This window comes from Dankookia rubra, assembly GCF_004355005.1.
Classification (GTDB): domain Bacteria; phylum Pseudomonadota; class Alphaproteobacteria; order Acetobacterales; family Acetobacteraceae; genus Paracraurococcus; species Paracraurococcus ruber_A.
Window position 1 is genome coordinate 183,182 of sequence record NZ_SMSJ01000004.1, and the last position, 26,618, is coordinate 209,799.

Here is a 26,618-nt window from a genome sequence, read left to right on the forward strand (position 1 = left end):
GCAGGCCGGCGATCCGCTACTCGCCGTCCCGCTTGGCGATGGCGTCGCCATCCTGTGCCGCCGAATCGGCGGCGTGCCACTTACCCTTTCCGCCGTCGCGGCCGCCGATGGCAGCGCCGCCCTTCCGGTGCGTGACGGCATCCCCCGGCCGGCCCCGGCCGACCGTGTCCTGCACGGCCTGCTGCGCAGGCGCCCGCCCGCCACGGCACCCGCCCGGGGCGGAGCCGGACGGGCCGCATCGCCTCTGGAACGGCGCTGGGCGCCTCGTCGCCGCGGACCCCAGGCGCGGGCCGCTTCCAGCCGCCCTGCTCCTGCAGCTCGCCACCGCCAAGGCCCGGCTGACCGGGCCGATGGGCAGGACAGGCCGGCACCGCCTGCTGCTGCGGGGCGAATGACCACCGTTCCCGCTCATGCGGCTCTGGCCTAGGCTGGCGCATGCGGCGATTCGGCCGTCGCACGGGGGATGGCAGCGCATGACCCAGCTGATCAACGCCCTGGCGGAGCGCGGCCTGCTGCCGCTGGGCGCCTTCCTGCTGGCGATGCTGCTGCTGGCCAACGAGCTGGGCTACCGGGTCGGCCGCTGGCGCGCCGCGGCACGGCTGGAAACCGTCGAATCCAACATGGGCATGCTGACGACCGGCATGCTCGGCCTGCTCGCCTTCACCCTCGGCCTGACCATCTCCATCGCCGAGTCGCGCTACGAGGCGCGGCGCGACCTGGTGGTGACCGAGGCCAATGCGATCGGCACCGCCTGGCTGCGCGCCGGCCTGGTGCGCGGCGGGGAAGGCCCCGAGATCCGCCGCGAGCTGGAGGACTATACCCGACTCCGGCTCGACTATACCCGCGCCGGCCCGGACCCGGAGGCCGAGGCGGCGTTGAACGCCGCCACCAATGCGGCGCAGGCCAGCATCTGGACCTTGGCCCAGGCGGCCGCGCTGCGCGACCCCAGCCCGCTCATGGCCGGCCTGGTCGCTTCCCTCAACGAGACCTTCGACGCGGCGTCGTCGCAGCGCTTCGCCTATGAGAGCCGCGCGCCGGCGCATATCCAGTGGCTGCTGCTGATCGGCTCGCTGCTCTCGGTCGGCGCCATCGGCGTGCAGCTCGGGCTCGGTCCGCAGCGGCACCTGGTGCTGAGCGTGCTGCTGATGGCGATGTGGACCGGCGGCATGCTGCTGATCACCGACCTGAACCGGCCGCGCCAGGGCAATATCCGGGTCGACCCGGCGCCGCTGGTCTGGGCGCTGCAGGGCTTCGCCGGCAGCGCGCCGACGCCGCCGCCGAAGCCATAGGGCGACGGCCCGGCCGTCCTTATATGATGCGGCACGGCGCGATTCGGCGCCGGGCAAGGATTCCCCCAATGGCACGCAAGCCGTCCCGCCCCCGCCCGGTGGACGCCGCCATCCTCCGGCTGATGGCGCTCGTCGCCAAGGGCGTCGCGCCGCACCGCATGGCGCGCGAGGTCGAGATCATCGCCGGCGAATGGGCCGCGGCGCCCGAAGCCGACCCCGCCGAGGTCCGCGACCGGCTGGACCAGCTGCGCGAGCTGATCGCCGCCGGCGTGGCCGATGCCGAGGAGCAGGTCTTGGATGTCGATACCAGCGAGCCCGCGGCGGTGAAGCAGGCCGCCGCGACCCTCGCCGCGCTGCGGGCAACGCAGGAGGCGACGGCGCGGGCCTTGGAGGCGGCCTGAGGCCGGCGCGCCCGCGGGGCGGTCAGAGCCCGGCCCGCATCCGCCCGGGGTTCAGGATCCCCTTCGGGTCGAGCACCGCCTTCACCCGCCGGCCGATCGCCGCCAGCGCCGCCGGCTCCTCCGGCAGCACGGCCACCGCGGCGCGCAGCGGCTCCGGCGCGCGGAACAGGGTGAAGCTGCCGCCCGCCGCCTCGGCCGCGGCGACCACCCTTGCATGGGCCTCCGGCGTCGCCGGCCCGGCCAGCCAGACCAGCCCGCCGCCCCAGTCGAGCAGCGCCCTCGCCATCCCCGCGGCGGCCACGACCTTCGGCCCCGCGGTCGGCCGGACGGAGACGCGCCAGATGGCGTCGTCGGGCGCCGCGCCGAGCGGCCCGGCCTCGCGCACCGCGGCCCAGAGCGCGCGGCTCTCGGCATCCTCGATCACCGCGACCTCGCCCAGCGGGGCCAGGTCGGCGCGCAGCCGCCCGGTGCGGTAGGCGACGGAGTCGGAGAATTCCTCGATCCGCAGCAGCGCCAGCGGGCCGGGCCGGCCCTCCGTCCCGCTCGGCAGCACCGCGGCGCCGGAGACGCCGAAGGGGCTGCCGAGCCCGGCCGAGAGCACCCTGACGCCGGCCGCCAGGTCCGCCACCCGCACCGCGACGGTGCCGGAGGAGGCCGGCCCGGGCAGCACCTTCAAGGTCACCTCGGTGATCACGCCGAGCGTGCCATGGGCGCCGGCCAGCAGCTTGCAGAGGTCGAGCCCGGTGACGTTCTTCAGCACCCGCCCGCCGCTGCGGAAGACCTCGCCGGTGCCGCCGGCGGCGCGGATGCCCATGACGTGGTCGCGCATGGCGCCGCCGGTGATGCGGCGGGGGCCGGAAAGGTTGGTCGAGACCAGCCCGCCGATGGTCGGCGGCAGGGCCGCGCCGAACAGGGCGGAGAAGCTCGGCGGCTCGGCGATCAGGTGCTGCCCGCGCTCGGCCAGCGCCGCCTCGATCTCCGGCAGCGGCGTGCCGGTCCAGGCCGAGACGATCATCTCGGACGGGCTGTAGAGCGTGATGCCGGACAGGCCGCGGGTCGTCAGCGTGCGGGCGGCCTGCACCGGGCGGAGGAAGGCGCGCTTGGTGCCGTTCCCCTCGATCGCCAGCGGCTCCCCGGCCGCGGCCGCCGCGGCAATGGCGGCGGAGAGGTCGGCCTCGGTCGCCGGGGCCAGGACCTCGCCTTGCACCCCGCCGCTCATGCCGCGTGCGGCAGGACGCGGGCGGCGAAGGCCGGGTTGTCCTCCAGCGGGAAGACCTTGGCCGGGTTCAGCAGCCAGTCCGGGTCGAAGGCGCCCTTGATGGCGCGCTGCAGGGAGAGCTCCGGCGCGGTGAACTGCACGCCCATCAGGTCGCGCTTCTCGACGCCGACGCCGTGCTCGCCGGTGAGGCAGCCGCCGACCTCGACGCAGAGCTTCAGGATATCGGCGCCGAAGGCCTCCGCCGCGTGGAAGCTCTTCGGGTCGTTGGCGTCGAACATGATCAGCGGATGCAGGTTGCCGTCGCCGGCATGGAAGATGTTGGCGACCTGCAGGCCATAGCTTTCGGACATCTCGCCGATCCGCCGCAGCACGAAGGGCAGCTGCCCCGTGGGGATGGTGCCGTCCATGCAGAGGTAGTCGGGGGAGATGCGGCCGACCGCGCCGAAGGCGCCCTTGCGGCCCTTCCAGATCGCCAGCGACTGCTCGGCGCTCTCGGCCACCTTGACGCTGATCGGGTCGAAGCGCTCGCAGATCCCCTTCAGCTTGGCGAGCAGGCTGTCCTGCTCGGCGACGCTGCCCTCGACCTCGATGATCAGCAGGGATTCGGCGTCCAGCGGATAGCCGGCATGGGCGAAGGCCTCGCAGGCATGGATCGCCGGGCGGTCCATGAACTCGAGCGCCACGGGGATGATGCCGGAGGCGATGATGGCATCCACCGCCTCGCCGGCGATCTCGTTGCTCTTGAAGGCGGCCAGCATGGCGCGCTGGCCCTCCGGGCTGTGCAGGATGCGGACCGTCACCTCGGTGATCACCGCCAGCATCCCTTCGCTGCCGGTCAGCAGGCCGAGCCAGTCATAGCCGGCGGCGTCCAGGTGGCGGCCGCCGACCTCGAGGATCTCGCCCTCGATCGTCACCAGCTTGAGGCCGAGCAGGTTGTTGGCGGTGACGCCGTATTTCAGGCAATGCGCCCCGCCCGAGTTCATGTTGACGTTGCCGCCGATCATGCAGGCGAGCTGGCTTGACGGGTCGGGCGCGTAGAAGAAGCCGTCGGCGGCGACATGGTTGGTGATGCCGAGGTTGGTGACCCCGGCCTCCACCATCGCCAGGCGGTTGTCGTAGTCGACCTCGAGGATGCGGTTCATCCGCATCAGGCCGATCACCACCGCATCGGCCAGCGGCAGCGCGCCGCCCGAGAGCGAGGTGCCGGCGCCGCGCGGGATCACCCGCACGCCGTTCTGGTGGCAGTAGCGCAGGATCGCGGCGACCTGCTCGGTCGTCTCCGGCAGCACCACCGCCAGCGGCGGCTGCCGGTAGGCCGAGAGCCCGTCGGTCTCGTAGGGCTTGAGGCGCAGCTCCTCGCTGATCACGCCGTCGCCCATCGGGCCGGGCGGCAGGATGCGCTGCAGGGCGGCGACGATCTCGGCACGCCGGGCCAGCACCTCCGGCTTCGGGTCGGGCAGCCTGATCACCTGCGTCACTCCTGCGGCCATGTGCAACCGGGCGGAAAATGGGCCGGCCGATGCCGCCCGGCAAGCGCCCGGCTTGCCCCTGGCCGGCGGGGCGGGCAGTTTCCCCGCCAATTCGATTGGAGATGCGCGTGCCCCGCTTCCGCCCCCTGGTCCTCGCCGCCTGCCTCGCGCTCGGCTTCGCCGCGTCCTTCGCCGCCCCCGCCGCGGCGCAGATCCGCGAAGGCGCCTACGGCGTCGAGGGCACCAACCCGGACGGCACCAACTACGACGGCGAGTTCCTGCTGCGGACCGGGCCCGGCGGCGCCTGGGTGGCGACCTGGCGGGTGGCGAGCGAGAACATCATGGGCCTCGGCCTGATCCAGGCCGGGGTGCTGGCGGTATCCTTCGTGGTCAATGGCCGGCCCGGCGTCGCGGTCTTCGAGGTCGAGCCGGACGGCCGGCTGCGCGGCAGCTGGACCACCGGCGGCGGCCTGGGGACGGAGATGCTGACGCCGAAATAGGCCGGGCGGGGCTGGTCCGCCGCGGCGGCGGCCGGGGCAGCGGGTTTTCGGACAATGCCCGGGGCGGGGCGGGGCGGGCCGGCAGGCCAGGCCCGGCCGGCGCGGCAGGATTGGCGTTTTCGGACAAAGTCCGGCGGCGGGCCGGCGCGTCGACCTGGCGCTTCCCCGCCTACCCGCGCGGCTCGGCGAGGGGCACCCGCCTCCGGACCGGTCGATCGGCGTTTCGGACGAAGCGCCGCGGCGGCCCTGCAAGCCGGCCGTGGGGCGGCACCGCCACCGGGGGTCCGCCCGGCGGCGGGCGGGAGCGCTCGTGGGGGACGCTGACGCACGCGGCTGCCTCTGGACCGGAAGTGCCGATGCTAACAGGAAAATTATCCTTTAGACAAGCCTCGGTCCGGCCACGCAGAAAGCCCGCCGCGGCGGGGCCGGCGGCGGGTTGCGGAACCCCGGTCGGTCCGGCGGAATGCCCCGGCCGTTCCCCGAGTACCCGGAGGCCGGCCGGGACGGCCCGGCAGGATCAGCCCTGGCGGGCCTTCAGCCGGGGGTTCTTCTTGTTCAGCACGTAGATGCGGCCGCGGCGGCGCACCACGACGCAGTTCTTGTCCCGCGTCTTGGCGGACTTCAGGCTGTTGCGGATCTTCATCTGACTGGACCTTGGTACGCCGAGCGGCAGCGAAAGAGAGGCGGTGCGTCTAAGGAAAGGGGGCCGGCCTGTCAACCAAAGCCGGGCTATTCGGCCGCCTGCCGGAGAAAGCCGTCGCGGGTCTGCGGCAGCTTCCGCCCGAGGATCCGCTCCGCCACCTGGGTCCGCAGCACCTGCGCCGTGCCGCCGGCGATGGCGAACATGCGGGCGTCGCGGACGAAGCGCTCCATCGGGTTGTCGCGGCTGTAGCCGGCGGCGCCCCAGACCTGCAGCGCCTGGTTGGTGACCTCGATCGCCGTGTCCGCCGCCAGCACCTTGGCCTGGGCGGCGGCGAGACGGTCGGGGAAGCCGTCGGCGCCATCGCCCGGCCCGGCGCTGCGGGCGGCGCGCCAGATCAGGGCGCGGGAGGCCTCGAGCCTGATCGACATGTCTGCCAGCATCCAGGCGAGGCCCTGGAACTCGGCGATGGGACGGCCGAACTGCCGGCGCGCTTGGGCATAGTCCATCGCCCGGTCGAAGGCCCCGGCGGCGATGCCGAGCGCGGCCGTCGCGGCGCCGACCCGCTGGCCGTTATAGGCCTCCATCAGCCGGCCGAAGCCGCGGGCGAAGCCGCCGGGCGGCCGCAGCACCATCGAATCCGGCACCTCGAGGCCGCGGAAGTGGATCTCCGCCTCCGGCATCCCCTTCAGCCCCATGGACGGGATGCGGCGATGGATGACGAGTCCGGCGGGGTCCCCCTCCCCGCCCCGCACCACCAGGAAGCCGCCGATGCCGAGATCGACGCCGTCCTCGAAGGCGCGGGCGAAGACGAGATGGAGGCGGGAGACGCCGCCGCCGGTGATCCAGTGCTTCACCCCGTCGATCACCCAGGCATCGCCGCGGCGGACGGCGCGGGTGGTCATCTCGGTCGCCGCCGAGCCCGCCTCGGGCTCGGTGATGCAGATCGCCGGCTTGTCGCCGGCCAGCACCAGCCCGGCCGCCAGGCGCTGCTGCGCCGGGCTGCCATAGGCCATGACTGCGCCGATCGCGCCCATGTTCGCCTCGACCGCGATGCGGCCGCAGACGGCGCAGGCCTTCGCGAGTTCCTCGATCACCAGCACGGCGTCGAGATAGGAGCTGCCGGCGCCGCCGAAGGCCTTCGGGATGGTCAGGCCCATCAGCCCGGCCTCGGTCATCCGGCGGACCATGGGCCAGGGATACCGCTCGGTGCGGTCGGTCTCGGCGGCCTGGGCGGCGGCCTCCCGCGCCAGCTCGCGCGCGCGGTCGCGCAACCTCGCCTGCTCCGGCGTCAGCCCGTCCATGCCCGTTTCCTCTTCCCCGTCCCGTCCCCGTTACGCGCCGTTCATCGCCGCCGCAATGGCCGGCGCGAGGTCGCGGAACTCCGCCGCGCGCGGGCTGCGGGCGCGCCAGGCGAGCGCCAGGCTGCGGCCGGACGTCGCCTCGGCGCCGTCCTCGCCTTCCAATGGCCGCACCTCGACCGGGGTGCCGGCCAGCACCCCGCCCTCCACCGCCAGCCGCGGCACCAGCGTCACGCCGAGCCCGCTGGCGACCATCTGCACCAGGGTATGGAGGGAGGTGGCGGCGAAGCCCTCCTCCCCCGGCAGGGTCCCGCGCGGCAGGCCGCAGGCGTCGAGCGCGTGTTCCCGCAGGCAATGCCCGCCCTCCAGCAGCAGCAGCCGCTCGGCGGAAAGCGCGCCGACCGGCACCCGGTCCCGCGCCGCCAGCCGGTGCCCGGCCGGCAGGGCCGCGAGAAAGGGATCGGTGGCCAGCGCCAGGGTCTCGGCATCGCCGCAGGCGCAGGGCAGCGCCAGCAGCAGCAGGTCGAGCCGCCCGGCCTCCAGCTGCGCCACCAGCCGCTCGGTCTGGTCCTCCCGCAGCCAGAGCCGCAGCCGCGGGAAGGCCGCCCGCAACGCGGGCATCAGCCGGGGCAGCAGGAAGGGGCCGATGGTCGGGATGATGCCGAGGCGGAGCGGGCCGGAGAGCGGGTCGCGCGCCGCGGCCGCGGTCTCGGCCACCGCCTCCAGCGCGCCGAGCGCCTGGCGGGCGCGCTCCACCACCTCCAGGCCGAGGAGGGTAAAGACCGGGCGCTTGGCGGCGCCGCGTTCCAGCAGCGCGGCATCCAGCTGGCGCTCGAGCGCGATGATCCCGGCGGAGAGGGTGGATTGGCTGACCGCGCAGGCGGTGGCGGCCCGGCCGAAATGGCCGTGGTCGGCCAGGGCCAGGAGGTAGCGGAGCTGTTGGGGCGACGGGAGGGTGATCATATGCCGTTCTGGTTGCGGCCGGCCGGACGGGACGGACCGGTGGGCGGCCGCGCCTCATTATCGGATTTATCGATCATTATACCCAAAACTATTCATTGGCCAGAAACGGCAGCGCTGTCCATATATGGTGCAGCGCAGCAGCGTTCCCGCTTCGGGTCCCCCTGCCGTGCCCTGAACCACCAAGAGGATGCCCGCATGCTGACCGTTGGCGACAAGTTCCCCTCCTTCAAGCTCGCCGCCGTGAAGGCCGGCCCCGAGGGCCTCGGCGGCCCCGGCAAGTCCTTCACCGAGATCTCCTCCGAGTCGGACGCCGGCAAGTGGAAGATCGTCTTCTTCTGGCCGAAGGACTTCACCTTCGTCTGCCCGACCGAGATCGCCGCCTTCGCCAAGCTGTCCGGCGAATTCGCCGACCGCGACACCGTGGTCTACGGCGTCTCCACCGACAGCGAGTTCGTTCACCTGAACTGGCGCGTCTACAACGACGACATCCGCGACCTGTCGATCCCGATGCTGGCCGACATCAAGCGCGAGCTGTCCGCGGCGCTCGGGATCCTCGACAAGGAGGCCGGCGTGCCGCTGCGCGCCACCTTCATCGTCGACCCGGACGGCACCATCCAGTGGGCCTCGGTCAACGGCCTGAACGTCGGCCGCAACCCGCAGGAAGTGCTCCGCGTGCTCGACGCGCTGCAGACCGACGAGCTCTGCCCCTGCAACTGGACCAAGGGCGAGGAAGCCCTGGACGCCCAGAAGCTCTTCGAGAAGGCGGCGTAATTCGGTTCGGTCCGCGCCGCAGGAAGCCGCCACGCCAACCCTTCCTGCAGTGCGGAACGGGGGGCAATCAGCCCCCCGTAGGCCCCCGCTCTCCCGCGCCGGTGGCACGGGAGAGGGTAGGTCGAACGGATCGGCGATCCGCGCCTAGGTCCGCTCCGCCCACCCCGACAACCAGCCCCTGAAGGAGCCCGCCATGTCGCTGGAAGCCCTCCGCAATGCCCTGCCGGAATACGCCAAGGACCAGAAGCTGAACCTCGGCAGCCTGGCCGCCGAGACCGCCCTGACCCCGCAGCAGCGCGCCGGCACCTTCGTCGCCTCGGCGCTCGCCAGCCGCAACCCGGTGGTGATCAAGGAGATCGTCGGCGAGTTCGGCCCGCAGCTGAGCCCGGAGGCGCTGAACGCCGCCAAGACCGCGGCCAGCATCATGGGCATGAACAACATCTACTACCGCTTCACCCACCTGGTGCATGGCGACTATGCCCAGATGCCGGCCAAGCTGCGGATGAACGCCATGGCCCGTCCGGGCGTCGAGAAGGTGGACTTCGAGCTCTGGTCGCTCGCCGTCTCCGCCATCAACGGCTGCGGGATGTGCATGGAGAGCCACGAGAAGGTCATCCTGCAGCACGGCACCAGCAAGGACGCGGTGCAGGCCGCGGTGCGCATCGCCGCCGTGGTGCACGCGACGGCCGCGACGCTCGACGGCGAGGCCGCGCTCGCGGCCTGACGTTCACCCGGCCTTCACCCGGCTGCGCCATGGTCCCCCGGACACATGGGGCGGCCGGGTGGATGGACGGGAATGCGCAGCCGCGGCGGGTGACGGACCGGGAGCGATTCCTCACCTTCGCCCTCGCCGCGGCGGAGATCCTGCTGGAGGTCTCGCCCAGGGGCCACATCCTGTTTGCCGCCGGCGCGCTGCAGAGCCGGCTCGGCGCGCCGGCCGAAAGCTGGGTCGGCCGCCCGGTGCGGGACCTGCTGGCCCGCGGTGACCGGCCGGGCTTCGATCTTGCCTTCGCCGGGCTGCAGGCACGCGACCGCCTGCCCCCCATCTGCTTCCACCTGGCCGATGCCCGCCGCACGCCGATGTCCTGCGCCGGGCTCCGCCTGCTCGGCCAAGATGCCGATCGCATCTGCCTGACCTTCGCCGCCATGCCCTGCCAGGCGGCGGCGGCGCTCCCCTCGGGCCCCGTCGCGCTGCGCGATGCGGCGGAACTGGCGGCGCGGGACGCCGGCAGCCCCGGCACGCTCGGGCTGATCGAGCTGCGCGGCGAGGAAGGCCCCCTCACCCCCTCCGCCGAGATCGCCGAGCGGATCCGCGAGACCATCGCCGACGGCCTGGCGCCGGATGCGGTGGCGGGCGAGCTCGCCGCCGGCCGCTACGGGCTGATCTCCGGGACGCTGGACGACCTCGACGACCTCGGCGCCCGCATCGCCGCGGCGGCGGGGGACGGCGCCTCGGTCGCCACCCGCAGCCTGCCGCTGGCGGCCGAGGGGCTGACGCCCATGCAGGCCTCCCGGGCGCTCCGCCACGCCCTCGCCTGCTTCACTCGCGACGGGCCGGAAGCGCTGGACCAGGCCGGCTTCGCCGATGGCCTCTCCGGCTTCGTCACGGAAGCCTATGCCCGCGCCGTCTGGCTGCGCCGCGCCATCGCCGAGCGCCGCTTCCGCCTGGCCTTCCAGCCGATCGTCTCGCTCTCCGACCGCGCGCCGCACCATTTCGAGGCGCTGCTGCGGCCGGAGCCCGAGGCCGCTTCGCCGGTGCACGGCGTGCAGGAATTCGTCACCTTCGCCGAGACGGCGGGCCTCTCGGAGGAGCTGGACTGGGCGGTGCTCACGACCGTCTGCGCCGCGACGCGGCGGGCGCGGCAGACCCGCATCGCCGCCAACCTCTCGGGCCTCACCCTGCAGAGCCCGGCCTTCCGCGACCGCCTGCTCGTGCTGCTGGATGCCGAGCCGCTGCTGACCCACCGCCTGCTGATCGAGATCACCGAGACCGCCGAGATCGAGGACGAGGCCGAGGCGGTCCGCACGGTGGAGGCGCTGCGGGCGCGCGGCCTGCCGCTCTGCATCGACGATTTCGGCGCCGGTGCCGCGGCCTTCCGCTACCTCCACGCCTTCCGCGTGGACTACGTGAAGATCGACGGGCTTTATGTCGCAGCGGCGCTGCGCAGCGACCAGGATCGCGGCATCGTCGCCGGCATGGTGGACCTGGCCCGCACCGTCGGCGCCCGGGTGGTGGCCGAGCGGATCGAGACCGAGGAGGAAGCGGCGCTGATGCGCGAGCTCGGCGTCGATTTCGGCCAGGGCTGGCTTTATGGCAAGCCGGGGCCGCTGCCGGGGGGCGAGTGACCCGGCCGCCTCAGCCCCAGTCCGCCCGGACGTAGCGGTAGCCCTGCCCGTCGCGCGCGATGTGCCCCGCGGCCGGGAAGGGGAAATGGTAGCCGATCACCTGGATGCGGTCGGTCGCCACCTTGTCCAGCACCCGGCGGCGCGTCGCCTCGGCCGCCGGCGCGTCGAACTCGAACAGCGACTGCATCCCCGGGCGGCGGGCAAACAGCTCCGGCCGATGGGTGGTATCGGCCAGGACCATCATCTGCTGCCCGGCATCGGCGACGCGGAAGATGCAATGCCCCGGCGTATGGCCGAAGGCGGCCACGGCGTGGATGCCGGGCGAGACCTCGGCGCCCGGGGCGAAGCGGCGGGTGCGGTCGCGGTAGGGGGCGAAACGGCGAGCAACATTGGCGAAGTTGACCCGCTGGCCCTCCGGGCTGCGGCTCTCGTTGCCGGCATCGCTCCACCAGGCCCATTCAGGCTCGGCCACCGCCACTTCGGCATTGGGGAAGACCGCGCTGCCGTCCCGCGTCGTCAGGCCGTGGATATGGTCCTGGTGGCAGTGGGTGATCACCACCAGCCCGACCTTGGCGGGGTCGAGGCCCGCGGCCGCCATGTTGGCGCCGAGCAGCCCGGCGGTCGGCGCCATCTGGCCGCCGGTGCCGGCATCGAAGGCGACCAGCAGCCTGCCGGTATCGACGAAGGTGACGGTATAGGGCCCGTCATAGGTCGCGGTCGGCAGGAAGCTCTCGGCCAGGGTCGCCTGCACCTCGGGCAAGGGCGCGTTGCGCACCAGGCCCTCGGCGCTGCGGCGGCTGAAGCCGTCGAAGACCGTCGTGACGGTGAAGCCGCCCAGCATGAACCGGTACCAGCCCGGCGCCTGCGGCAGGGCGGTGGACGCCGCGCCCTGGGCCATGGCGCGGCCGGCCAGGGCGGGGGCGGCGAGCGCGGCGATCAGCGCGGCGCGGCGGGTGGTCTCCATTGGGCATCCTCCCTGGCCCGGCGCGCCCTGACGTCGTCGGGCCGCCGCCGGGACGGATATGTTGGGCCGGCGATTCACGCCCTGCGCCTTGCGGCCCAGGACGGTCGCGGGCCGGTTGGGCCGGTTGGGCCGGTTGGGCCGGTTGGGCCGGTTGGGCCGGGGAGGATGCGCCAGGCCGGCGCGCTACGCCACCCGGTGCGGCGGGGCGGTGTGCTTGATCAGCACGGCGTCGAGGTTCTCCAGCGCCCGGTTGCCCATGGCGTCGCGCACCTCGATCGTCGCGCTGCCGAGATGCGGCAGGAGCGCCACGTTCTCGAGCGTGAGGTAGCCTGGGTTCACCTTCGGCTCGCCGTCATAGACATCGAGCCCGGCGGCGCGGATATGCCCCGACCTCAGTGCGGCGATCAGGCTCTCGTCGTGCACCGAAACGCCCCGGCCGCTGTTCACCACGATGCTGCCCGGCTTCATCTTGTTGAGGCGCGCCGTGTTCAGCCAATGCCGGTTGGCATCGCCGCCGGGGACATGCATCGAGATGATGTCGATCGCACCGAGGAAGCTGTCCTCGTTGTCGTGGTAGATGGCGCCCTGCTCCACCTCGGGCGGCAGCTTCTGGATGTCGCGGTAGTGGATCTCCATCCTGAACCCACGGGCCATGGCCGCGAGTTCCCGGCCGATGCGGCCGAAGCCGAGGATGCCGAGCTTCTTGCCCTCGAGCGTCACGCCCATGAGCTGGGTCGGCGCCCAGCCCTTCCACTGGCCCGCGCGGACCATGCGCTCGCCCTCGCCGGCGCGGCGGGCGGCCATCAGCATCAGGGTGAAGGCGCATTCCGCGGTGGCGAAGGAGAGCACCTCCGGCGTGTTCACCACGACGATGTTCCGCGCCTTGGCCGCAGCGATGTCGATATGGTCGAAGCCGACCGAGAAGGTGGCGATGACCTTCACGCTGTCCGGCAGGGCCTTGATGCAGGCGGCGTCGAACTTGTCCCCGGCGGCGCCGAGGATGCCGGCGGCGCCGATCTCATTCGCGCGGCGGGCGATCTCGGCGCCATCGGTCGACCAGGGATCGTCGTTCGGGTTCAGGCGGGCGTCGTAGTCGCGGCTGGCGCGCGCCTCGATGGCATCGGGCAGCTTGCGGGTGACGAGCAGGATCGGCTTGGCCATGGTGGACGGTCTCCTTCGGGCGGCCGGTGTACCAGCGTGTCCGACCCAGAGAAATAGAGGGGGGTCTCAGGTGGCCTTGCGTCCCGCCCTTCCCTTGCCTTGCGCCCGCCCCCGGGGCACCGTCCCGCCCCTGAATCGGGAAGGAGCGTCCCCATGGATCTCGGGTTGAAGGGCCGCCGCGCCCTGGTGATGGGTGGAACCAAGGGCCTCGGCCGCTCGATCGCCGATGCGCTGGCGGCCGAGGGCGCCGGCCTCGTCATCAGCGGCCGCGACCAGGGCCGGCTGGACCAGGCCGCTTCCGAGCTGAAGGCGGCCGGGGCCGCGGCAGCTTCCGGCGTCGTCGCCGACGTCGCCAGCAGCGCCGACATGGACTGCCTGGCCGAGGCGGCGGTGGCCGCGCTCGGCGGGGTCGACATCCTGGTGCTGAACCATGGCGGCCCGCCGCCCTGCACCGCCAGCCAGATCACCGAGCCCGCCTTGCTGGAATGGTTCCAGCACATCGTCGTCTCGCCGATCCGGATCACCAACGCCCTGCTGCCGGCGATGCGGGAACGGAAATGGGGCCGCGTCATCGTGGTCGGCAGCACCGGCATGCAGCACCCGATCCCGACGCTGGCGCTGTCCAACACGCTGCGCGCCTCGATCTGGGGCTGGCTGAAGACCCTGAGCGGCGAGGTGGCGAAGGACGGGGTGACGATGAACGTGCTCGCCCCCGGCACCATCCTGACGGACCGCGTGACCTCGACCACCACGGTGCGGGCGAAGGCGAAGGGCGTCTCCTTCGATGAGGCGCTGGCCGAGGCCGCCGCCGAGATCCCTGCCGGTCGCTTGGGCACGCCGGCGGATTACGGGCCGATGGGTGCCTTCCTGGCGAGCGAGAAAGGCGGCTACGTGACCGGCAGCATGATCCGCGTCGACGGCGGCCGCGTGCGCGGGATGGTGTGAAGGAAGGCCGGGGAGAAGGCATTCTCCCCGGACCCCTCATCTATTTCTGTGAGTCCGGCACCCTCCGCGCGGCGGCAGCCGACTCACAAAAAGGAAGGGTGGGGTTCGGGGAGGGAATACTTTTCCCTCCCCGACCTTCGGCACGAGATTCGCTAGGACCTATTCGCCGCAGGAGCCTTCGATGCTGCCCAACCTCACCCCCGACGTCGCGCTGGCGGAGCAGCTTTTCGCCGAGTTGCGCGCCCGCAGCTTCGACGGCACCGGCATCACCCGCGAGGCCTATGGCCCGGGCGAGCGCATGGCGCATGCGTTGCTGGCCGAGGCAGGCGATGCGCTGGGGCTGGAGCGCAAGGTCGACCCCGTCGGCAACATGTACCTCACCCTGCCCGGCGCCGACCGCGCGACGAAGCGCGTCATCCTCGGCAGCCACCTCGACAGCGTGCGGCAGGGCGGCAACTACGACGGCGCCGCCGGCGTGCTGGCCGGGCTCGCCGCCGTCGCCGGCATGAAGCGGGCGGGCTTCACCCCGGGCCGCGACGTCACCGTCATGGCGATCCGGGCCGAGGAGGCCGGCGCCTGGTTCCCCACCAGCTACCCCGGCAGCCGCGGCGCGCTCGGGACGATGCGGCCGGAGGAACTGCAGGTGAAGCGGCTCGACAGCGGCCGCACGCTGGCCGAGCACATGCGGGACGAGGGCTTCGATCCCGGCTTCGTCGAGGCGGGCCAGCGGGCGGTCGGGCCGGACGACGTCGCCGCCTTCCTCGAGGTGCATATCGAGCAGGGCCCGGTGCTGGATGCCGAGGGCATCCCCATTGGCATCATCACCGGCATCCCCGGCAGCCGGCGCCTGCGCGCCGGGCGGGTGATCGGCGAATGGAACCACTCCGGCGCCACGCCGCGGAAGTACCGGCGCGACGCGGCGATCGCGCTGGCCGACCTGGCGGTGGCGATGGACGAGGCCTGGTGCCTGCTGGAAGCCCGCGGCCACCGCATGGTCTGCACCTTCTGCGTGCTGGCGACGGCGCCGGAGGCGGGTTTCACCAAGATCCCCGGCGAGGCGCATTTCCAGCTCGATGTCCGCAGCGTCAACCTGCATTCCTGCGACGCGCTGTTCGAGGTTCTGTACGACAAGGTCGCCGAGATCGAGGCGCGGCGCGGCGTCAGGTTCGAGCTGGGCTCGGAGGCGGGCAGCCGCGCCAGCCCGATGGATGCCGGCGTGCAGGCCGGCCTGGTGCGGGCGGCGGAGGCGCTGGGGGCGAAGTACCTGGCGATGGCCTCCGGCGGCGGGCATGACGCGGCGGCCTTCGCCCAGGCGGGCGTGCCGGCGGGCATGCTCTTCGTCCGCAACCAAAACGGCAGCCACAACCCACATGAGGCGATGCGGATGGAGGATTTTGCGGTGGCCTGCGCGGTCGCGCAGCGGTTCGCGGCGGAGTATGGGGCTTGAGCGCGAAGCTCGCCGTCGATATCGGCGGCACCTTCACCGACCTCGCCATCGAGCGCGGCGCCGAGCGCTGGACCGCCAAGGTCCTGACCACGCCGGCCGCGCCCGAGCAGGGCGTGCTGGACGGCGTCGCCCAGGTGCTGGCCAAGGCCGGGATGGCGCCCGCCGACATTATCCTCGTCATCCACGGCACGACGCTGGCGACCAATGCGGTGATCGAGCGGAAGGGGGCCAGGACCGCGCTCCTGACGACCGACGGCTTCCGCGACGTCCTCGCCCTCGGCAACGAGAGCCGCTACGACCAGTACGACCTGAACATCGAGCTGCCGCAGCCGCTGGTGCCGCGCCGCTGGCGCCTGCCGGTCAGCGAGCGGCTGGACAATACGGGCAAGGTCCTGCTGCCGCTGGACGAGGCGGCGGTCGAGGCCCAGGTCGCCTTCATGCGGGCCGAGGGGATCGAGGCGGTCGCCATCGGCTTCCTGCATGCCTTCGTCAACCCCGAGCATGAAAGGCAGGCCGCGGCGATCGTCCGGCGGCTCTGGCCCGAGGTGCCGATCTCGCTCTCCTCCGAGGTCTCGCCCGAGATGCGGGAATGGGAGCGCTTCAGCACCACCGTCGCCAATGCCTATGTCCAGCCGAGGATGGCCAGTTATCTCGGCCGGCTCGAGGTCGGGCTGCGCGACGCGGGCCTTGCCTGTCCGCTTTTCATGATGCTCTCGGGCGGCGGGCTGACGACGCTCGAGACGGCGGCGCGCTTCCCGATCCGGCTGGTGGAGAGCGGCCCGGCCGGGGGCGCGATCTTCTCGGCGCATGTGGCGCGGGAGCGCGGCCTCGAGCGCGTGCTGTCCTTCGACATGGGCGGCACCACGGCGAAGGTGTGCCTGATCGACGACTTCCAGCCGCAGGCGAGCCGGGCCTTCGAGGTGGCACGCGTCGGCCGCTTCAAGAAGGGCTCCGGCCTGCCGCTGCGCATCCCGGTGATCGAGATGGTGGAGATCGGCGCCGGCGGCGGCTCGATCGCCGCGGTGGACAGCCTCGGCCGCATCACGGTGGGGCCGGAGAGCGCCGGCGCCGATCCGGGCCCGGCCTGCTACGGCCGCGGCGGGGTGAAGCCGGCGGTGACGGATGCCAACCTGGCGCTCGGCCGCTACGACCCCCTGGCCTTCGCCGGCGGGTCGCTGCGGCTGTTCCCCGAGGCCTCGCGCGACGCGCTGGCTGCCGAAGTCGGCGGCAGGCTCGGCCTCTCCGCCGAGATGGCGGCGCTCGGCGTGGTCGAGATGGTGGACGAGAACATGTCGAACGCCGCCCGCGTGCATGCCATCGAGAGCGGCAAGGGTTTCTCCGGCCGCAGCATCATCGCCTTCGGCGGCGGCGGCCCGGTGCATGGCTACCGCGTGGCGGAGAAGATCGGGGTGAAGCGGCTGCTGGTGCCGAGCGGCGCCGGGGTCGGCAGCGCCATCGGCTTCCTCCGCGCGCCGGTCGCCTATGAGGTGGTGCGCAGCCTCTACCAGCGCTTCGCGAGTTTCGACGTCGAGGCGGTGAATGCGCTGCTGGCGGGGATGGCGGCGGAGGCCTCGGCCGTGGTCGCCAAGGGCGCCTTCGGGGCGGAGACCAGGGAAAGCCGCATCGCCTACATGCGCTATGTCGGCCAGGGGCACGAGATCTCCGTCCCCCTGCCGCCGCGCGACATGACGGCCGAGGACGTGCGGACTATTCGCGCGCTCTACGACCAGGAATATACCCGCTTCTACGACCGCCCCGTGCCGGGCAGCGACGTCGAGGTCCTGAGCTTCGCGGTGACGGTGGCGACGCTGGTCGAGCCGGTGGAGCCGGCCGCCGCGGCGCATGCCGCCCCTGCCCCGGCGCCGATCCGCCGGCAGGCGGTGCGCGACACCGTCACCGGCGAGGTGGCGGACTGGCCGGTCTATGACCGCGCGGCGATGGCACCGGGCGCGGTGGTGCCCGGCCCCTGCATCGTGGCGGAGGCGGAGACGAGCACGCTGGTCGGCCCGGGCTGGACCTGCGCGATGGACAGCCTCGGCTATCTCGACCTGACGCAGGAGAGCGCGTGATGAAGGACACCAGCACGCAGGACACCGGAGCCCTCGCCAAAATCCAGCGCCAGATCCAGTGGAACCGCCTGATCGCGGTGGTCGAGGAACAGGCGCAGACCATGATCCGCACCGCCTTTTCCACCACGGTGCGCGAAGCCGGCGACCTCTCGGCCGGCATCTTCGACCTGCAGGGCCGCATGCTGGCCCAGGCCGTCACCGGCACGCCGGGCCACGTCAATTCCATGATGGAAAGCGTTGGCCATTTCTTGGCGAAATTCCCGGCGCACACCATGCAGCCCGGCGACCACTACATCACCAACGACCCCTGGCTCGGCACCGGCCACCTGCACGACCTGACCGTCGTCACGCCGGCCTTCCGCAACGGCAGGATCGTCGGCCTTTTCGCCAACACCGCCCATATCATCGACATCGGCGGGCTCGGCATGGGGCCGGAGGGACGCAGCGTCTTCGAGGAAGGCCTCTACATCCCCATCGTCAAGTGCTTCGACCGCGGCGCGCCGAACGAGACCTTCTTCGACTTCCTCCGCGCCGGCAGCCGCACGCCGGTGGAGCTGGAAGGCGACGTCTACAGCCTCTGCGCCTGCAACGATGCCGGCGCCAAGCGGCTGGTCGAGATGCTGGACGAGTTCGACATGGACAGCCTCGACCCGCTGGCCGGCTTCATCTTCGACAGCTCGCTGGCCGCGACGCTCGAGGAGATCCGCAAGCTGCCGCAGGGCACCTATGGCGGCTCGATCAAGTCGGACGGCTACGAGTTCGAGGTGACGCTGCAGGCCTCGATGACCATCGCCGCGGACCGCATCACGGTGGACTATGCCGGCACCTCCGGCCTGTCCACGCGTGGCATCAACGTCCCCCCGGCCTATTGCCGCGCCTATGCCTGCTTCGGCATCAAGTGCGTCGTGGCGCCCGAGATCCCGAACAACTGGGCCAGCCTCTCGCCCTTCCACATGGTCATCCCGGAAGGCTGCATCCTGAACGCGCCGCGTCCCTACCCCGTCAGCGTCCGCCACGTCGTCGGGCAATTGCTGCCCGACCTGATGATGGGCTGCCTGCACCAGGCGGTGCCCGATCGCGTCAATGCCGAGGGCTCCTCCGCGCTCTGGAACCCGCCGCTGCGCGGCGGCTCACAGGTCTCCGGCCAGGCCGCCGAGACCGAGGATTTCGAGATCATCACCTTCAACTCCGGCGGCACCGGCGCCCGGCCGGCCAAGGACGGCCTCGACGGCATCGCCTTCCCCTCCGGTGTCCGCACCATGCCGGTAGAGGCGACCGAGAACGTCGCGCCGGTGATCTTCTGGCAGAAGCAGCTTCGTCCGGATTCCGCCGGGCCGGGGCGCACCCGCGGTGGCTTCGGCCAGGTCATGGAGATCGGCGCCAAGGACGAGGCCGAGTTCGCCGTCAACGCCATCTTCGACCGCGTCGCCAATGCGCCGAAGGGCCGCGAGGGCGGCGGCGACGGCGCCACCGGCTGGGTCGGACTCAACGACGCCAACGGCACGCCGCTGCGCACCAAGGGCTTCCAGGTGATCCCGAAGGGCCGCCGCCTGCTGTTGAAGCTGCCCGGCGGCGGCGGCATGGGCGACCCGAAGGCGCGGGATCCGGAGCAGGTGAGGCGCGACGTGGCCGACGGCCTTATCTCGAAGCAGGCGGCCCGCGACCTCTACGGCGTCGAGGCCTGATCGCACCGGCGCTGCCGCCTCTGCCATCCTCCTCAGAAACGAGGAGGCGACGTCCGATGCGGTTGCGGCTGCAGGCGACGACCGAGGAGGGCGGGCTGCGCGCGGCGGAACGGCCGCGCCTCACGCAGGCGTGGGCGGCGGTGCGGGCCGCCGCCACACGCGACGGTTGCACCTCGCGCTGCCGTTGACTTAGCCTCCCTAACAAGGATCAAGCATCCACGTCCCGGGAGGACACCCAGCATGCACCTCGCCCGCGCCGCCTTCGGCGCCCTGCTCGCCTGCACCGCGGCGCCCGCCTTCGCGCAACGGCAGAACCCCGCCGCCGGCATCGACCAGCAGCACATCATCGCCAATGCCGCGACCGGACGCGACTGGCCGAGCTACGGGCTGAACTTCTCCGAGAACCGCTTCAGCCCGCTGCGCGGCCTGACCACGGACAACGTCTCGAAGCTCGGCCTCGCCTGGTCGACCGATCTCGGCTCGAAGCGCGGCGTGCAGGCGACGCCCGTGGTGGTCGGCGGCGTCATGTACGTCACGGCCTCCTGGTCCGTGGTGCATGCGATCGACGCGCGCAGCGGCAGGACGCTCTGGACCTTCGACCCGCAGGTGCCGCGTGCCCATGGCGAGAAGGGCTGCTGCGACGTGGTGAACCGCGGCGTCGCGGTGCATCGCGGCAAGGTCTACGTCGCCTCCTACGATGGCCGCCTGTTTGCGCTGGATGCCGCGACCGGCGCCAAGCTATGGGAGAAGGACACCATCCTCGACCGCGCCCGGCCCTATACCATCACCGGCGCGCCGCGGGTCTTCGCCGGCAAGGTGGTGATCGGCAATGGCGGCGCCGAATACGGCGTGCGCGGCTACCTCACGGCCTATGACGCCGAGAGCGGCGAGCAGAAGTGGCGCTGGTTCAGCGTCCCCGGCGACCCGGCCAAGCCGCCCGAGGACGAGTCCATGGCCCGCGCCATGAAGACCTGGGACCCCGCGGGCAGGTGGTGGGAGGCCGGCGGCGGCGGGACGATGTGGGACACCATGTCCTACGACCCCGAGCTGAACCTGATGTATGTCGGCACCGGCAACGGCTCGCCCTGGAACCGCAACCTGCGCAGCCCCTCCGGCGGCGACAACCTTTATCTCGGCTCCATCGTCGCGCTGAACCCGGAGACCGGCCAGTATGTCTGGCACTACCAGGAAACACCCGGCGACAACTGGGACTATACCTCGACCCAGCCGATGATCCTCGCCGACCTGACCATCGAGGGAAAGCCGCGCAAGGTCGTCATGCACGCGCCGAAGAACGGCTTCTTCTTCGTCATCGACCGCACCAACGGCCAGTTCATCTCCGCCCGTCCCTTCACCGAGACGACCTGGGCCAGCGGCTATGACAGCGAGGGCCGGCCGATGGAGAACCCGGCGGCGCGCCCGGTGAACGGGACCTTCGAAGCGATCCCGACCGCCTATGGCGCGCGCAACTGGCACCCGGTGTCGTTCAACCCGCAGACCGGGCTGGCCTACATGCCGGTGCACGGCGTGCCGCTCTCCCTCACCTCCGACCCGGCCTGGCGGATGAACGCCAACGTGCCCGGCGGTTTCCAGAGCGCCTCCGGCTGGAACCTAGGCTTCCTGCTGAATGCCGAGCAGCCCAAGGCCAAGCCCTTCGGCCGCCTGGTGGCCTGGGACCCGGTGCGGCAGCAGGAGGCCTGGTCGCGCGACCTCGGCGGGCCCTGGAACGGCGGCACGCTGACCACCGCCGGCAACCTGGTCTTCCAGGGCACCGCGGACGGGCGCTTCCTCGCCTATGACGCGCGCGACGGGAAGCCCTTGTGGGAGGTGCCGGTCGGCTCCGGCGTGGTCGCGGCGCCCTCGACCTGGGAGCTCGACGGACAGCAATACGTCTCCGTCGCGGTCGGCTGGGGCGGCGTCTACGGCATCGTCCAGCGCGCGACGGACCGCGTCTCTCCGGGACGGGTCTATACCTTCCGCCTCGGTGGCACCGCGGCCATGCCGGCGGCGGTGCGGGCGGAGGCGCGGCCCTTGATCGGCGGCGTTGCCTACCGGAAGGAGGACGTCGAGGCCGGCACCGGCCTTTATGTCGCGAACTGCGCGGGCTGCCACGGCACCCCGGGCGTGAACAGCGGCGGCAACGTGCCGAACCTCGGCTATACGACGCGGGAGACCATGGAGGCGCTGCCGAAGCTCGTCCTCGACGGCGCCTTCGCCGAGCAGGGCATGCCGCGCTTCGACGGGCGGCTGGACGAGGCGAAGCTGCTGCAGATCCGCGCCTTCATCCTGGGCACGGTGGACAGCGTCCGGCCGCGCTGAGCCATCCGGGGGAGGATCCGCCATGCGCCGACTTGCCCTGCCGCTCTGCCTCGCGCTGCTCGGGCTGGCGGCCTCCCTGCCGGCCCGGGCGCAGTCGGCGCTGGTGATCGTTACCAGCTTCGGCCCGGCCTCGGCGGCGGATATCGTCGCGCGGCTGCTCGCGGCGGAGTTCGCCCCCTTCCTCGGCCAGCCCGTCGCGGTGAAGAATGTCAGCGGCGCCGCCGGCACCATCGCGGCGAACGAGGTGGTGCGGGCCCGCCCGGACGGCCAGACGCTGCTCTTCACGCCGATCGGGCCGGTCGCCATTCAGCCGAGCTTCATGCGCAATGCCGGCTACACCGCGCGCGACCTGGCGCCGGTCTGCATGGTGAACCGCGCGCCGCTGATCATGATGACGCCGCCGGGCAGCGGCCTGCGCACGGTGGCCGACGTCGCGGCGCGGGCCCGCGCCGCGCCGGCGCCGATGCCCTACGCCTCGACCGGCATGGGCACCACGCCGCATCTTTCCATGGTCACCTTCGCCCGGGCGGCGGGGGTGGCGCTGGACCATGTCGTCTATCGCGGGCCGGGCGACGTGATGGTCGCCTTCCAGCAGGGGCAGGTGCAGATCTTCAACGACCACCCCTCCTCCCTCAGGGCCAATGGGCTGCACGCCATCGCCGTGCTGAACCCCGAGCGGGTGCCCGACTTCCCCGAGGTGCCGACGATGCGCGAGCAGGGCTTCGACGTGAATTTCGCGATCTGGCACGGGCTGTTCGCCCCCGCCGGCACCCCGCCCGCCACCATCGCCCGCATGGAGGCCGCCTGCGCCCGCGCAGTGACCTCGGACGCCATGCGCGTCGGGCATGAGCGGATCACCACGCCCATCGTCTTCCAGGGCGCCCGCGAATTCGCCGCGACCGTCGCCGCGGATTCGGAGCGGATGCGGACGATCATCGAGGAAGGCGGCCTGCGCCAGGCGGAGTAGGCGCCCGGCTTGCTGGCTTGGCTGTCTGGCGTCGGCGCGGCGCGCGGGCCATGATCGGCCCTCGTTCTGCCGAAGGTTACGCCATGGCCCTGCGCTGCGATCTCATCATCCGCGATGCCACGCTGTTCGACGGCACCGGCGCGCCGCGCCGGGTCGGCGATGTCGGCGTCACCGGCGACCGGATCGCCGCGGTCGGCGACCTCGGCGGGGCGAGCGCCGACCGGGAGATAATCGGCACGGGAAAGGCCCTCGCGCCGGGCTTCATCGACGCGCATACGCATGACGACCGCGCCGTGCTCTCGGGCTGCGAATGCCTGCGCTGCAAGTCCTCGCAGGGCGTCACCACCGTGGTCGTCGGCAATTGCGGCGTTTCTCTCGCGCCGCTGACCCAGGCGAAGGGCAAGCGTCCGCCGCCGCCGCTCGACCTAGTCGGCGACAGCGGCTTCTCCTTCGACAGCTTCGCCGAATACGCCGATGCCGTCCGCCGCACCCCGGCGGCGGTGAACACCTATGCCATCATCGGCCACCAGACGCTGCGCTACCGCGTCATGGGCGACGACCTCTACCGCCCGGCCAGGGACGCCGAGATCGCCCGGATGCGCCAGCTGGTCGCCGAGGCCCTGGCCGAGGGCGCCTCGGGCTTCTCGACCGGCCTCTACTACAAGCCCAACATGCATGCGACGACCGAGGAGGTGATCGCCGTCGCCGAGCCGCTGCGCGCCGCGGGGGGCATGTACTTCACCCATATGCGGGACGAGGCCGACCGGGTCTGCGCCTCGATCGAGGAGACGCTGAAGATCGGCAAGCAGGTCGGCGTTCCCGTCTGGATCAGCCACCACAAATGCTCGATGCCGGAGAATTACGGCCGCAGCGTGCAGACCCTCGCCCTGCTGGAGGCCTCCGCCTCCCTGCAGGAGGTCGCCTACGACATGTACCCCTACCCCGCGGGGTCCACCGTGCTGATGCCGGACCGGCTGCGCGACGATGTCCGCGTCATCATCACCTGGTCCATCCCGCACCCGGAATTCGCCGGCAAGGACCTGGCGGAGGTCGCGCGCGGCTGGAACATGGACCAGCGCGCCGCAGCGGAGAAGCTGCTGCCCGCCGGCGCCATCACCTTCCAGATGGACGAGGAGGACGTCCGCCGTATCATGGCGCATCCGATGAGCGTCATCGGCTCGGACGGCATCCCGCACGACGCCCATCCGCATCCCCGCCTCTGGGGCACCTTTCCGCGCGTGCTCGGCCTCTATTCCCGCCAGCTCGGCCTGCTGAGCATGGAGCAGGCGGTGCACAAGATGACCGGCCGCACGGCGTCGCTGTTCGGCATGGTCGACCGCGGCGTGCTGCGCCCCGGCGCCTATGCCGACCTCGTGCTCTTCGACCCGCACAAGGTGCTGGACCGCGCCACCTTCGAGGACCCGAAGCAGGAGAGCGACGGGATCGAGGAGGTCTGGACCAATGGTCGCCCGGTCTTCCGCGCCGGCCAGGGCCTGACCGGCGAAGCCCCCGGCCGGCTGATCCGCCGCAACCGCGACTGAGCCCGGCATGCCGCGCGAGGAGGATACCGGCCCCGCCCCGGGGCCGCTGCTGCAGCGGGGCACGCTGTCGCGCGGTGCCGTCGCCGGCGGCATCGGCCTGCTGGCGCTGGGCGGCCTCGCCTGGCTGCGGGCTGACAACCGCCCGGAGCCGCCGCTCGAGGCCTACCGGCGCATGGGGCTGACGGCCGGCCCGCCGGCGCTGCGGCGCGACCTGCTGGTGGAATTCCCCGCCGGCAGCGCCCCCGCCCCGCTGGTCCGGCGGCTGGAGGGGCTGGGCTTCGCCTGCCGCCCGGCGGAGGCCGCCTGGACCTGCCTGCACGTCGCCCACGGCGAGGGCCGCGCCGTCTGGGAGGCCGAGGTTACCCTGAGGCTGGCCGAGGTGGCGCTGGCCGGGCTGGAGGTGCGCTTCCGCGAGGCGGCGCGCTGAACGCGCAACGAAAGTCGTTGTTTGTCTGTTTCGGCACCTTGCCACGACTTTGCATTCGATACATCATGCCTCTTGGCTCGCGGGAACGATCCGGTGCGTCCATTCTCGCCGGCGCGGCGGACGACATCACGCAAGGGCGGGTTTTGACGACCTTGGCGCCGCCGGTCAGCAGCGTGGCGGCGGTCGCGGTCATGCTCGGGCTGATCGCGCCGCCAGCGCATCGGGCGACTGACCCGGCGCGGGTTTGCAAGCCGCGGCGGCTGCGGTAGTCCGGTTCCGGAAAAACGACCGGGACACCGCATGCCGACCGCCGCCGAACGCATCGCCGAGTTCCTCGCGGGACAGGGCATCGACCGCGCCTTCTGCGTGCCGGGCGAGAGCTACATCGCGCTGCTCGACGCGCTGCATGCCCACAGGTCCCTCGATCTCGTCACCTGCCGCTCGGAGGGCGGCGCCGGCTTCATGGCGGTGGCCGATGCCAAGCTGACCGGACTGCCCGGCGTGGTGCTCGTCTCCCGCGGCCCCGGTGCCTGCAACGCCTCCATCGCGGTGCACACCGCCGAGCAGGACGCGACGCCGCTGATCCTCCTCGTGGGCCAAGTTGAAAAGCGCGACCTTCGGCGCAACGCCTTCCAGGAGATCGACTACGCCAACATGTTCCGCGGCGTGGCGAAGTGGGTGGGCGAGCTGACCGATCCCGAGCAGGCGCCGGAGTTCATCGCCCGCGCCTTCGCCGCGGCGATGGGCGGCGTCCCCGGCCCCGTCGTGCTCTCGCTGCCCGAGGACGTGCTGGCCATGCCATGCCGGGCGCCGCTGATGCCGGCGACCCTTCCCGCCCCCGTGCCGCCGGCGCCGGCCGACGCCGCGCGCCTCGCCGCCCTGCTGCGCGGCGCCGAGCGGCCGATCCTGCTGGCCGGCCACGGCTTCGAATCGCCCGAGGGCCGCGCCGCGCTGCTGCGCTTCGCCGAGGCCTGGGAGCTGCCCGTTGCGGTCTCCTTCCGCCGCCAGGACCTCTTCCCCAACCGCCATCCGCTCTATGCCGGCGACCTCGGCCTCAGGAACCCGGATGCCCAGCGCGCCGCCTTCGCCGAGGCGGACCTGGTGCTGGCGCTCGGCACCCGGCTGACCGACATCACCACCCAGGGCTGGACCTGGCCCGCCGCCGGCCAGCGGCTGGTGCATGTCTGCGCCGACCCGCGCTTCCTCGGCTGGCTCTTCCCGGCCGAACTCGCCATCGCCGCCGACGCGCGGGCGACCATCGACGCGCTGGCCGCCGAGGCCCCCGCGGCGCCGGCCGGCCGCGCCGCCTGGAACGCCCGGCTGCGCGACATCCACCTCTCCGATTGCCAGGTCGCGCCGCGCCGGTTCGAGGACGGCGTCGCCTTCGCCGAGGTCGCCAAGCTGATCGAGCGGATCGCCCCGGCCGATGCCATCGTCACGCTGGATGCCGGCACCTTCGGCGCGCCCTTCTACCGCAAGGCCACCTGGACGCCGCCGCAGAGGCTGCTGGTCCCAGTCTCCGGCGCCATGGGCTTCGGCGTGCCGGCCGGCGTCGCCGCCGCGCTGCGCCACCCGGACCGCCGGGTGATCGCGCTGGTCGGCGACGGCGGCGCGCTGATGACCGGCGGGGAATACGCGGTCGCCGTCGCCCGCGGCGTGCCGCTCAAGCTCGTATTGTCGGACAACGGCAGCTACGCCTCGATCCGCATCCATCAGGAGCGGGCGCATCCGGGGCGGGTCTCCGGGACCTCGCTCGTCAACCCGGATTTCGCCCGGTGGTGCGCCGCCTTCCGGGTGCCGGTGACGATGGTCGAGACCCAGGACGACCTCCCGGCGCTGGAGGCGGCGCTGCGCGCGCCCGGTGCGGCGGCGATCGTCGTGCGGACCTCGCTGCGGGCGGTGCTGCCGGGTCCCGTCGCGGCAGCCTGAGGGCAAGCGACGCCTGGGTGGCACCACCCGGGCGCCCTCATGTGCCCGGCTGCGCGGCGCGCCGAACCTCGCGGCGTCGGCCATGACGGGCGTCGAAGGGGTTGGCGTCGACCGCGAGAGGGCGCGAATGCCCGGACGCGCAAACCCGCTCCGCATCCGGCAGGCTCAGCGCCGCCGCCTTCCCCGTCGCACGTAAGCCGCTGCAATTCCCGCACGCCGCCCGCCCCTGGCCGGCCGAGGCCCCAGCCACCCCGATCCCCGGGCG

General features: G+C 72.5%; 23 protein-coding genes. 15 read left to right on the forward strand and 8 right to left on the reverse strand.

What is annotated here, in order from left to right; genetic code table 11:
- Positions 1 to 16: 16 nt before the first annotated feature.
- Positions 17 to 175: a hypothetical protein gene (locus tag E2C06_RS37385; protein WP_165982232.1), complete on the reverse strand. Its 159-nt coding sequence runs from the start codon at positions 173 to 175 to the stop codon at positions 17 to 19.
- A gap of 298 nt (positions 176 to 473) precedes the next feature.
- Here E2C06_RS37385 and E2C06_RS05345 point away from each other — a divergent pair, with 298 nt between their 5' ends.
- Both E2C06_RS05345 and E2C06_RS05350 read left to right on the forward strand, forming a co-directional pair.
- Positions 474 to 1,289 carry a bestrophin-like domain gene (locus E2C06_RS05345; RefSeq protein WP_133287546.1) on the forward strand — a complete coding sequence of 272 codons (816 nt, stop codon included), beginning with the start codon at positions 474 to 476 and terminating at the stop codon, positions 1,287 to 1,289.
- Between the two features lie 68 nt (positions 1,290 to 1,357).
- Positions 1,358 to 1,690 carry a hypothetical protein gene (locus E2C06_RS05350; RefSeq protein WP_133287547.1) on the forward strand — a complete coding sequence of 111 codons (333 nt, stop codon included), beginning with the start codon at positions 1,358 to 1,360 and terminating at the stop codon, positions 1,688 to 1,690.
- 22 nt (positions 1,691 to 1,712) lie between these two features.
- Here E2C06_RS05350 and E2C06_RS05355 read toward each other — a convergent pair whose 3' ends face one another.
- Together E2C06_RS05355 and E2C06_RS05360 are read right to left on the reverse strand one after the other, a co-directional pair.
- A complete protein-coding gene (locus E2C06_RS05355) occupies positions 1,713 to 2,897 on the reverse strand; it encodes an FAD-binding protein (protein ID WP_241671130.1) in 1,185 nt (394 codons plus the stop codon).
- An 8-nt stretch (positions 2,898 to 2,905) separates the two neighbouring features.
- The gene (locus tag E2C06_RS05360; protein ID WP_133287549.1) at positions 2,906 to 4,378 is read right to left on the reverse strand and encodes an FAD-linked oxidase C-terminal domain-containing protein; all 1,473 of its coding nucleotides are present in this window, start codon (positions 4,376 to 4,378) and stop codon (positions 2,906 to 2,908) included.
- Between the two features lie 128 nt (positions 4,379 to 4,506).
- Between E2C06_RS05360 and E2C06_RS05365 the strand changes: the two genes are divergently transcribed.
- On the forward strand, positions 4,507 to 4,878 hold the full coding sequence (locus E2C06_RS05365; protein WP_133287550.1) for a hypothetical protein: 372 nt from the start codon (positions 4,507 to 4,509) through the stop codon (positions 4,876 to 4,878).
- Positions 4,879 to 5,395: 517 nt separating this feature from the next.
- Here E2C06_RS05365 and ykgO read toward each other — a convergent pair.
- The 3 genes from ykgO to E2C06_RS05380 form a co-directional block, all read right to left on the reverse strand.
- Entirely contained in the window at positions 5,396 to 5,521 is a 126-nt protein-coding gene (gene ykgO / locus E2C06_RS05370; protein WP_133287551.1) for a type B 50S ribosomal protein L36, read from the reverse strand.
- An 86-nt stretch (positions 5,522 to 5,607) separates the two neighbouring features.
- Positions 5,608 to 6,822, reverse strand: a complete 1,215-nt coding sequence (gene acdA, locus E2C06_RS05375; protein WP_133287552.1) for a 3-sulfinopropanoyl-CoA desulfinase — start codon at positions 6,820 to 6,822, stop codon at positions 5,608 to 5,610.
- A gap of 30 nt (positions 6,823 to 6,852) precedes the next feature.
- The gene (locus tag E2C06_RS05380; RefSeq protein ID WP_133287553.1) at positions 6,853 to 7,782 is read right to left on the reverse strand and encodes a hydrogen peroxide-inducible genes activator; all 930 of its coding nucleotides are present in this window, start codon (positions 7,780 to 7,782) and stop codon (positions 6,853 to 6,855) included.
- Positions 7,783 to 7,977: 195 nt separating this feature from the next.
- Between E2C06_RS05380 and E2C06_RS05385 the strand changes: the two genes are divergently transcribed.
- From E2C06_RS05385 to E2C06_RS05395, 3 genes are all read left to right on the forward strand, one after another.
- Positions 7,978 to 8,553, forward strand: coding sequence for a peroxiredoxin (locus E2C06_RS05385; protein ID WP_133287554.1), 576 nt, complete (start codon positions 7,978 to 7,980; stop codon positions 8,551 to 8,553).
- Between the two features lie 193 nt (positions 8,554 to 8,746).
- On the forward strand, positions 8,747 to 9,277 hold the full coding sequence (locus tag E2C06_RS05390) for a carboxymuconolactone decarboxylase family protein (protein WP_133287555.1): 531 nt from the start codon (positions 8,747 to 8,749) through the stop codon (positions 9,275 to 9,277).
- A gap of 62 nt (positions 9,278 to 9,339) precedes the next feature.
- A complete protein-coding gene (locus tag E2C06_RS05395) occupies positions 9,340 to 10,899 on the forward strand; it encodes an EAL domain-containing protein (protein WP_133287556.1) in 1,560 nt (519 codons plus the stop codon).
- A gap of 10 nt (positions 10,900 to 10,909) precedes the next feature.
- Here E2C06_RS05395 and E2C06_RS05400 read toward each other — a convergent pair whose 3' ends face one another.
- Positions 10,910 to 11,863 carry an MBL fold metallo-hydrolase gene (locus E2C06_RS05400; protein WP_133287557.1) on the reverse strand — a complete coding sequence of 318 codons (954 nt, stop codon included), beginning with the start codon at positions 11,861 to 11,863 and terminating at the stop codon, positions 10,910 to 10,912.
- Between the two features lie 183 nt (positions 11,864 to 12,046).
- Positions 12,047 to 13,024 carry a 2-hydroxyacid dehydrogenase gene (locus E2C06_RS05405; protein ID WP_133287558.1) on the reverse strand — a complete coding sequence of 326 codons (978 nt, stop codon included), beginning with the start codon at positions 13,022 to 13,024 and terminating at the stop codon, positions 12,047 to 12,049.
- Positions 13,025 to 13,177: 153 nt separating this feature from the next.
- On the opposite strand from E2C06_RS05405, the gene E2C06_RS05410 reads away from it, so the two are divergent.
- From E2C06_RS05410 to E2C06_RS05450, 9 genes are all read left to right on the forward strand, one after another.
- On the forward strand, positions 13,178 to 13,969 hold the full coding sequence (locus E2C06_RS05410; RefSeq protein ID WP_133287559.1) for an SDR family oxidoreductase: 792 nt from the start codon (positions 13,178 to 13,180) through the stop codon (positions 13,967 to 13,969).
- Positions 13,970 to 14,150: 181 nt separating this feature from the next.
- Entirely contained in the window at positions 14,151 to 15,416 is a 1,266-nt protein-coding gene (locus tag E2C06_RS05415) for a hydantoinase/carbamoylase family amidase (protein WP_133287560.1), read from the forward strand.
- Positions 15,413 to 17,485, forward strand: a complete 2,073-nt coding sequence (locus E2C06_RS05420; RefSeq protein WP_133287561.1) for a hydantoinase/oxoprolinase family protein — start codon at positions 15,413 to 15,415, stop codon at positions 17,483 to 17,485. The genes E2C06_RS05415 and E2C06_RS05420 overlap by 4 nt, the downstream gene beginning before the upstream one ends.
- The gene (locus tag E2C06_RS05425) at positions 17,485 to 19,170 is read left to right on the forward strand and encodes a hydantoinase B/oxoprolinase family protein (protein ID WP_133287562.1); all 1,686 of its coding nucleotides are present in this window, start codon (positions 17,485 to 17,487) and stop codon (positions 19,168 to 19,170) included. Before E2C06_RS05420 ends, E2C06_RS05425 begins: the two co-directional genes overlap by 1 nt.
- Positions 19,171 to 19,410: 240 nt before the next feature.
- On the forward strand, positions 19,411 to 21,489 hold the full coding sequence (locus E2C06_RS05430) for a PQQ-dependent dehydrogenase, methanol/ethanol family (protein WP_133287563.1): 2,079 nt from the start codon (positions 19,411 to 19,413) through the stop codon (positions 21,487 to 21,489).
- Between the two features lie 22 nt (positions 21,490 to 21,511).
- Positions 21,512 to 22,456 (forward strand): Bug family tripartite tricarboxylate transporter substrate binding protein, encoded by a 945-nt coding sequence (locus E2C06_RS05435; RefSeq protein WP_133287564.1) that lies wholly within the window; start codon positions 21,512 to 21,514, stop codon positions 22,454 to 22,456.
- An 83-nt stretch (positions 22,457 to 22,539) separates the two neighbouring features.
- Positions 22,540 to 23,997: an N-acyl-D-amino-acid deacylase family protein gene (locus E2C06_RS05440; protein WP_133287565.1), complete on the forward strand. Its 1,458-nt coding sequence runs from the start codon at positions 22,540 to 22,542 to the stop codon at positions 23,995 to 23,997.
- A 7-nt stretch (positions 23,998 to 24,004) separates the two neighbouring features.
- On the forward strand, positions 24,005 to 24,424 hold the full coding sequence (locus E2C06_RS05445; protein ID WP_133287566.1) for a hypothetical protein: 420 nt from the start codon (positions 24,005 to 24,007) through the stop codon (positions 24,422 to 24,424).
- Between the two features lie 300 nt (positions 24,425 to 24,724).
- Positions 24,725 to 26,353 (forward strand): thiamine pyrophosphate-binding protein, encoded by a 1,629-nt coding sequence (locus E2C06_RS05450; protein WP_133287567.1) that lies wholly within the window; start codon positions 24,725 to 24,727, stop codon positions 26,351 to 26,353.
- Positions 26,354 to 26,618 lie beyond the last annotated feature (265 nt).

Excerpts from the sequence above, each read along its gene's own strand:
- E2C06_RS05415 (WP_133287560.1), top strand. The coding sequence starts at position 14,151 with ATGCTGCCCAACCTCACCCCCGACGTCGCGCTGGCGGAGCAGCTTTTC.
- E2C06_RS05425 (WP_133287562.1), top strand. The coding sequence starts at position 17,485 with ATGAAGGACACCAGCACGCAGGACACCGGAGCCCTCGCCAAAATCCAG.
- E2C06_RS05410 (WP_133287559.1), top strand. The coding sequence starts at position 13,178 with ATGGATCTCGGGTTGAAGGGCCGCCGCGCCCTGGTGATGGGTGGAACC.
- E2C06_RS05395 (WP_133287556.1), top strand. The coding sequence starts at position 9,340 with ATGGACGGGAATGCGCAGCCGCGGCGGGTGACGGACCGGGAGCGATTC.
- ykgO (WP_133287551.1), bottom strand. The coding sequence starts at position 5,521 with ATGAAGATCCGCAACAGCCTGAAGTCCGCCAAGACGCGGGACAAGAAC.
- acdA (WP_133287552.1), bottom strand. The coding sequence starts at position 6,822 with ATGGACGGGCTGACGCCGGAGCAGGCGAGGTTGCGCGACCGCGCGCGC.
- E2C06_RS05430 (WP_133287563.1), top strand. The coding sequence starts at position 19,411 with ATGCACCTCGCCCGCGCCGCCTTCGGCGCCCTGCTCGCCTGCACCGCG.
- E2C06_RS05345 (WP_133287546.1), top strand. The coding sequence starts at position 474 with ATGACCCAGCTGATCAACGCCCTGGCGGAGCGCGGCCTGCTGCCGCTG.
- E2C06_RS05450 (WP_133287567.1), top strand. The coding sequence starts at position 24,725 with ATGCCGACCGCCGCCGAACGCATCGCCGAGTTCCTCGCGGGACAGGGC.
- E2C06_RS05390 (WP_133287555.1), top strand. The coding sequence starts at position 8,747 with ATGTCGCTGGAAGCCCTCCGCAATGCCCTGCCGGAATACGCCAAGGAC.
- E2C06_RS05385 (WP_133287554.1), top strand. The coding sequence starts at position 7,978 with ATGCTGACCGTTGGCGACAAGTTCCCCTCCTTCAAGCTCGCCGCCGTG.
- E2C06_RS05440 (WP_133287565.1), top strand. The coding sequence starts at position 22,540 with ATGGCCCTGCGCTGCGATCTCATCATCCGCGATGCCACGCTGTTCGAC.
- E2C06_RS05405 (WP_133287558.1), bottom strand. The coding sequence starts at position 13,024 with ATGGCCAAGCCGATCCTGCTCGTCACCCGCAAGCTGCCCGATGCCATC.
- E2C06_RS05380 (WP_133287553.1), bottom strand. The coding sequence starts at position 7,782 with ATGATCACCCTCCCGTCGCCCCAACAGCTCCGCTACCTCCTGGCCCTG.
- E2C06_RS05435 (WP_133287564.1), top strand. The coding sequence starts at position 21,512 with ATGCGCCGACTTGCCCTGCCGCTCTGCCTCGCGCTGCTCGGGCTGGCG.
- E2C06_RS05400 (WP_133287557.1), bottom strand. The coding sequence starts at position 11,863 with ATGGAGACCACCCGCCGCGCCGCGCTGATCGCCGCGCTCGCCGCCCCC.
- E2C06_RS05445 (WP_133287566.1), top strand. The coding sequence starts at position 24,005 with ATGCCGCGCGAGGAGGATACCGGCCCCGCCCCGGGGCCGCTGCTGCAG.
- E2C06_RS05350 (WP_133287547.1), top strand. The coding sequence starts at position 1,358 with ATGGCACGCAAGCCGTCCCGCCCCCGCCCGGTGGACGCCGCCATCCTC.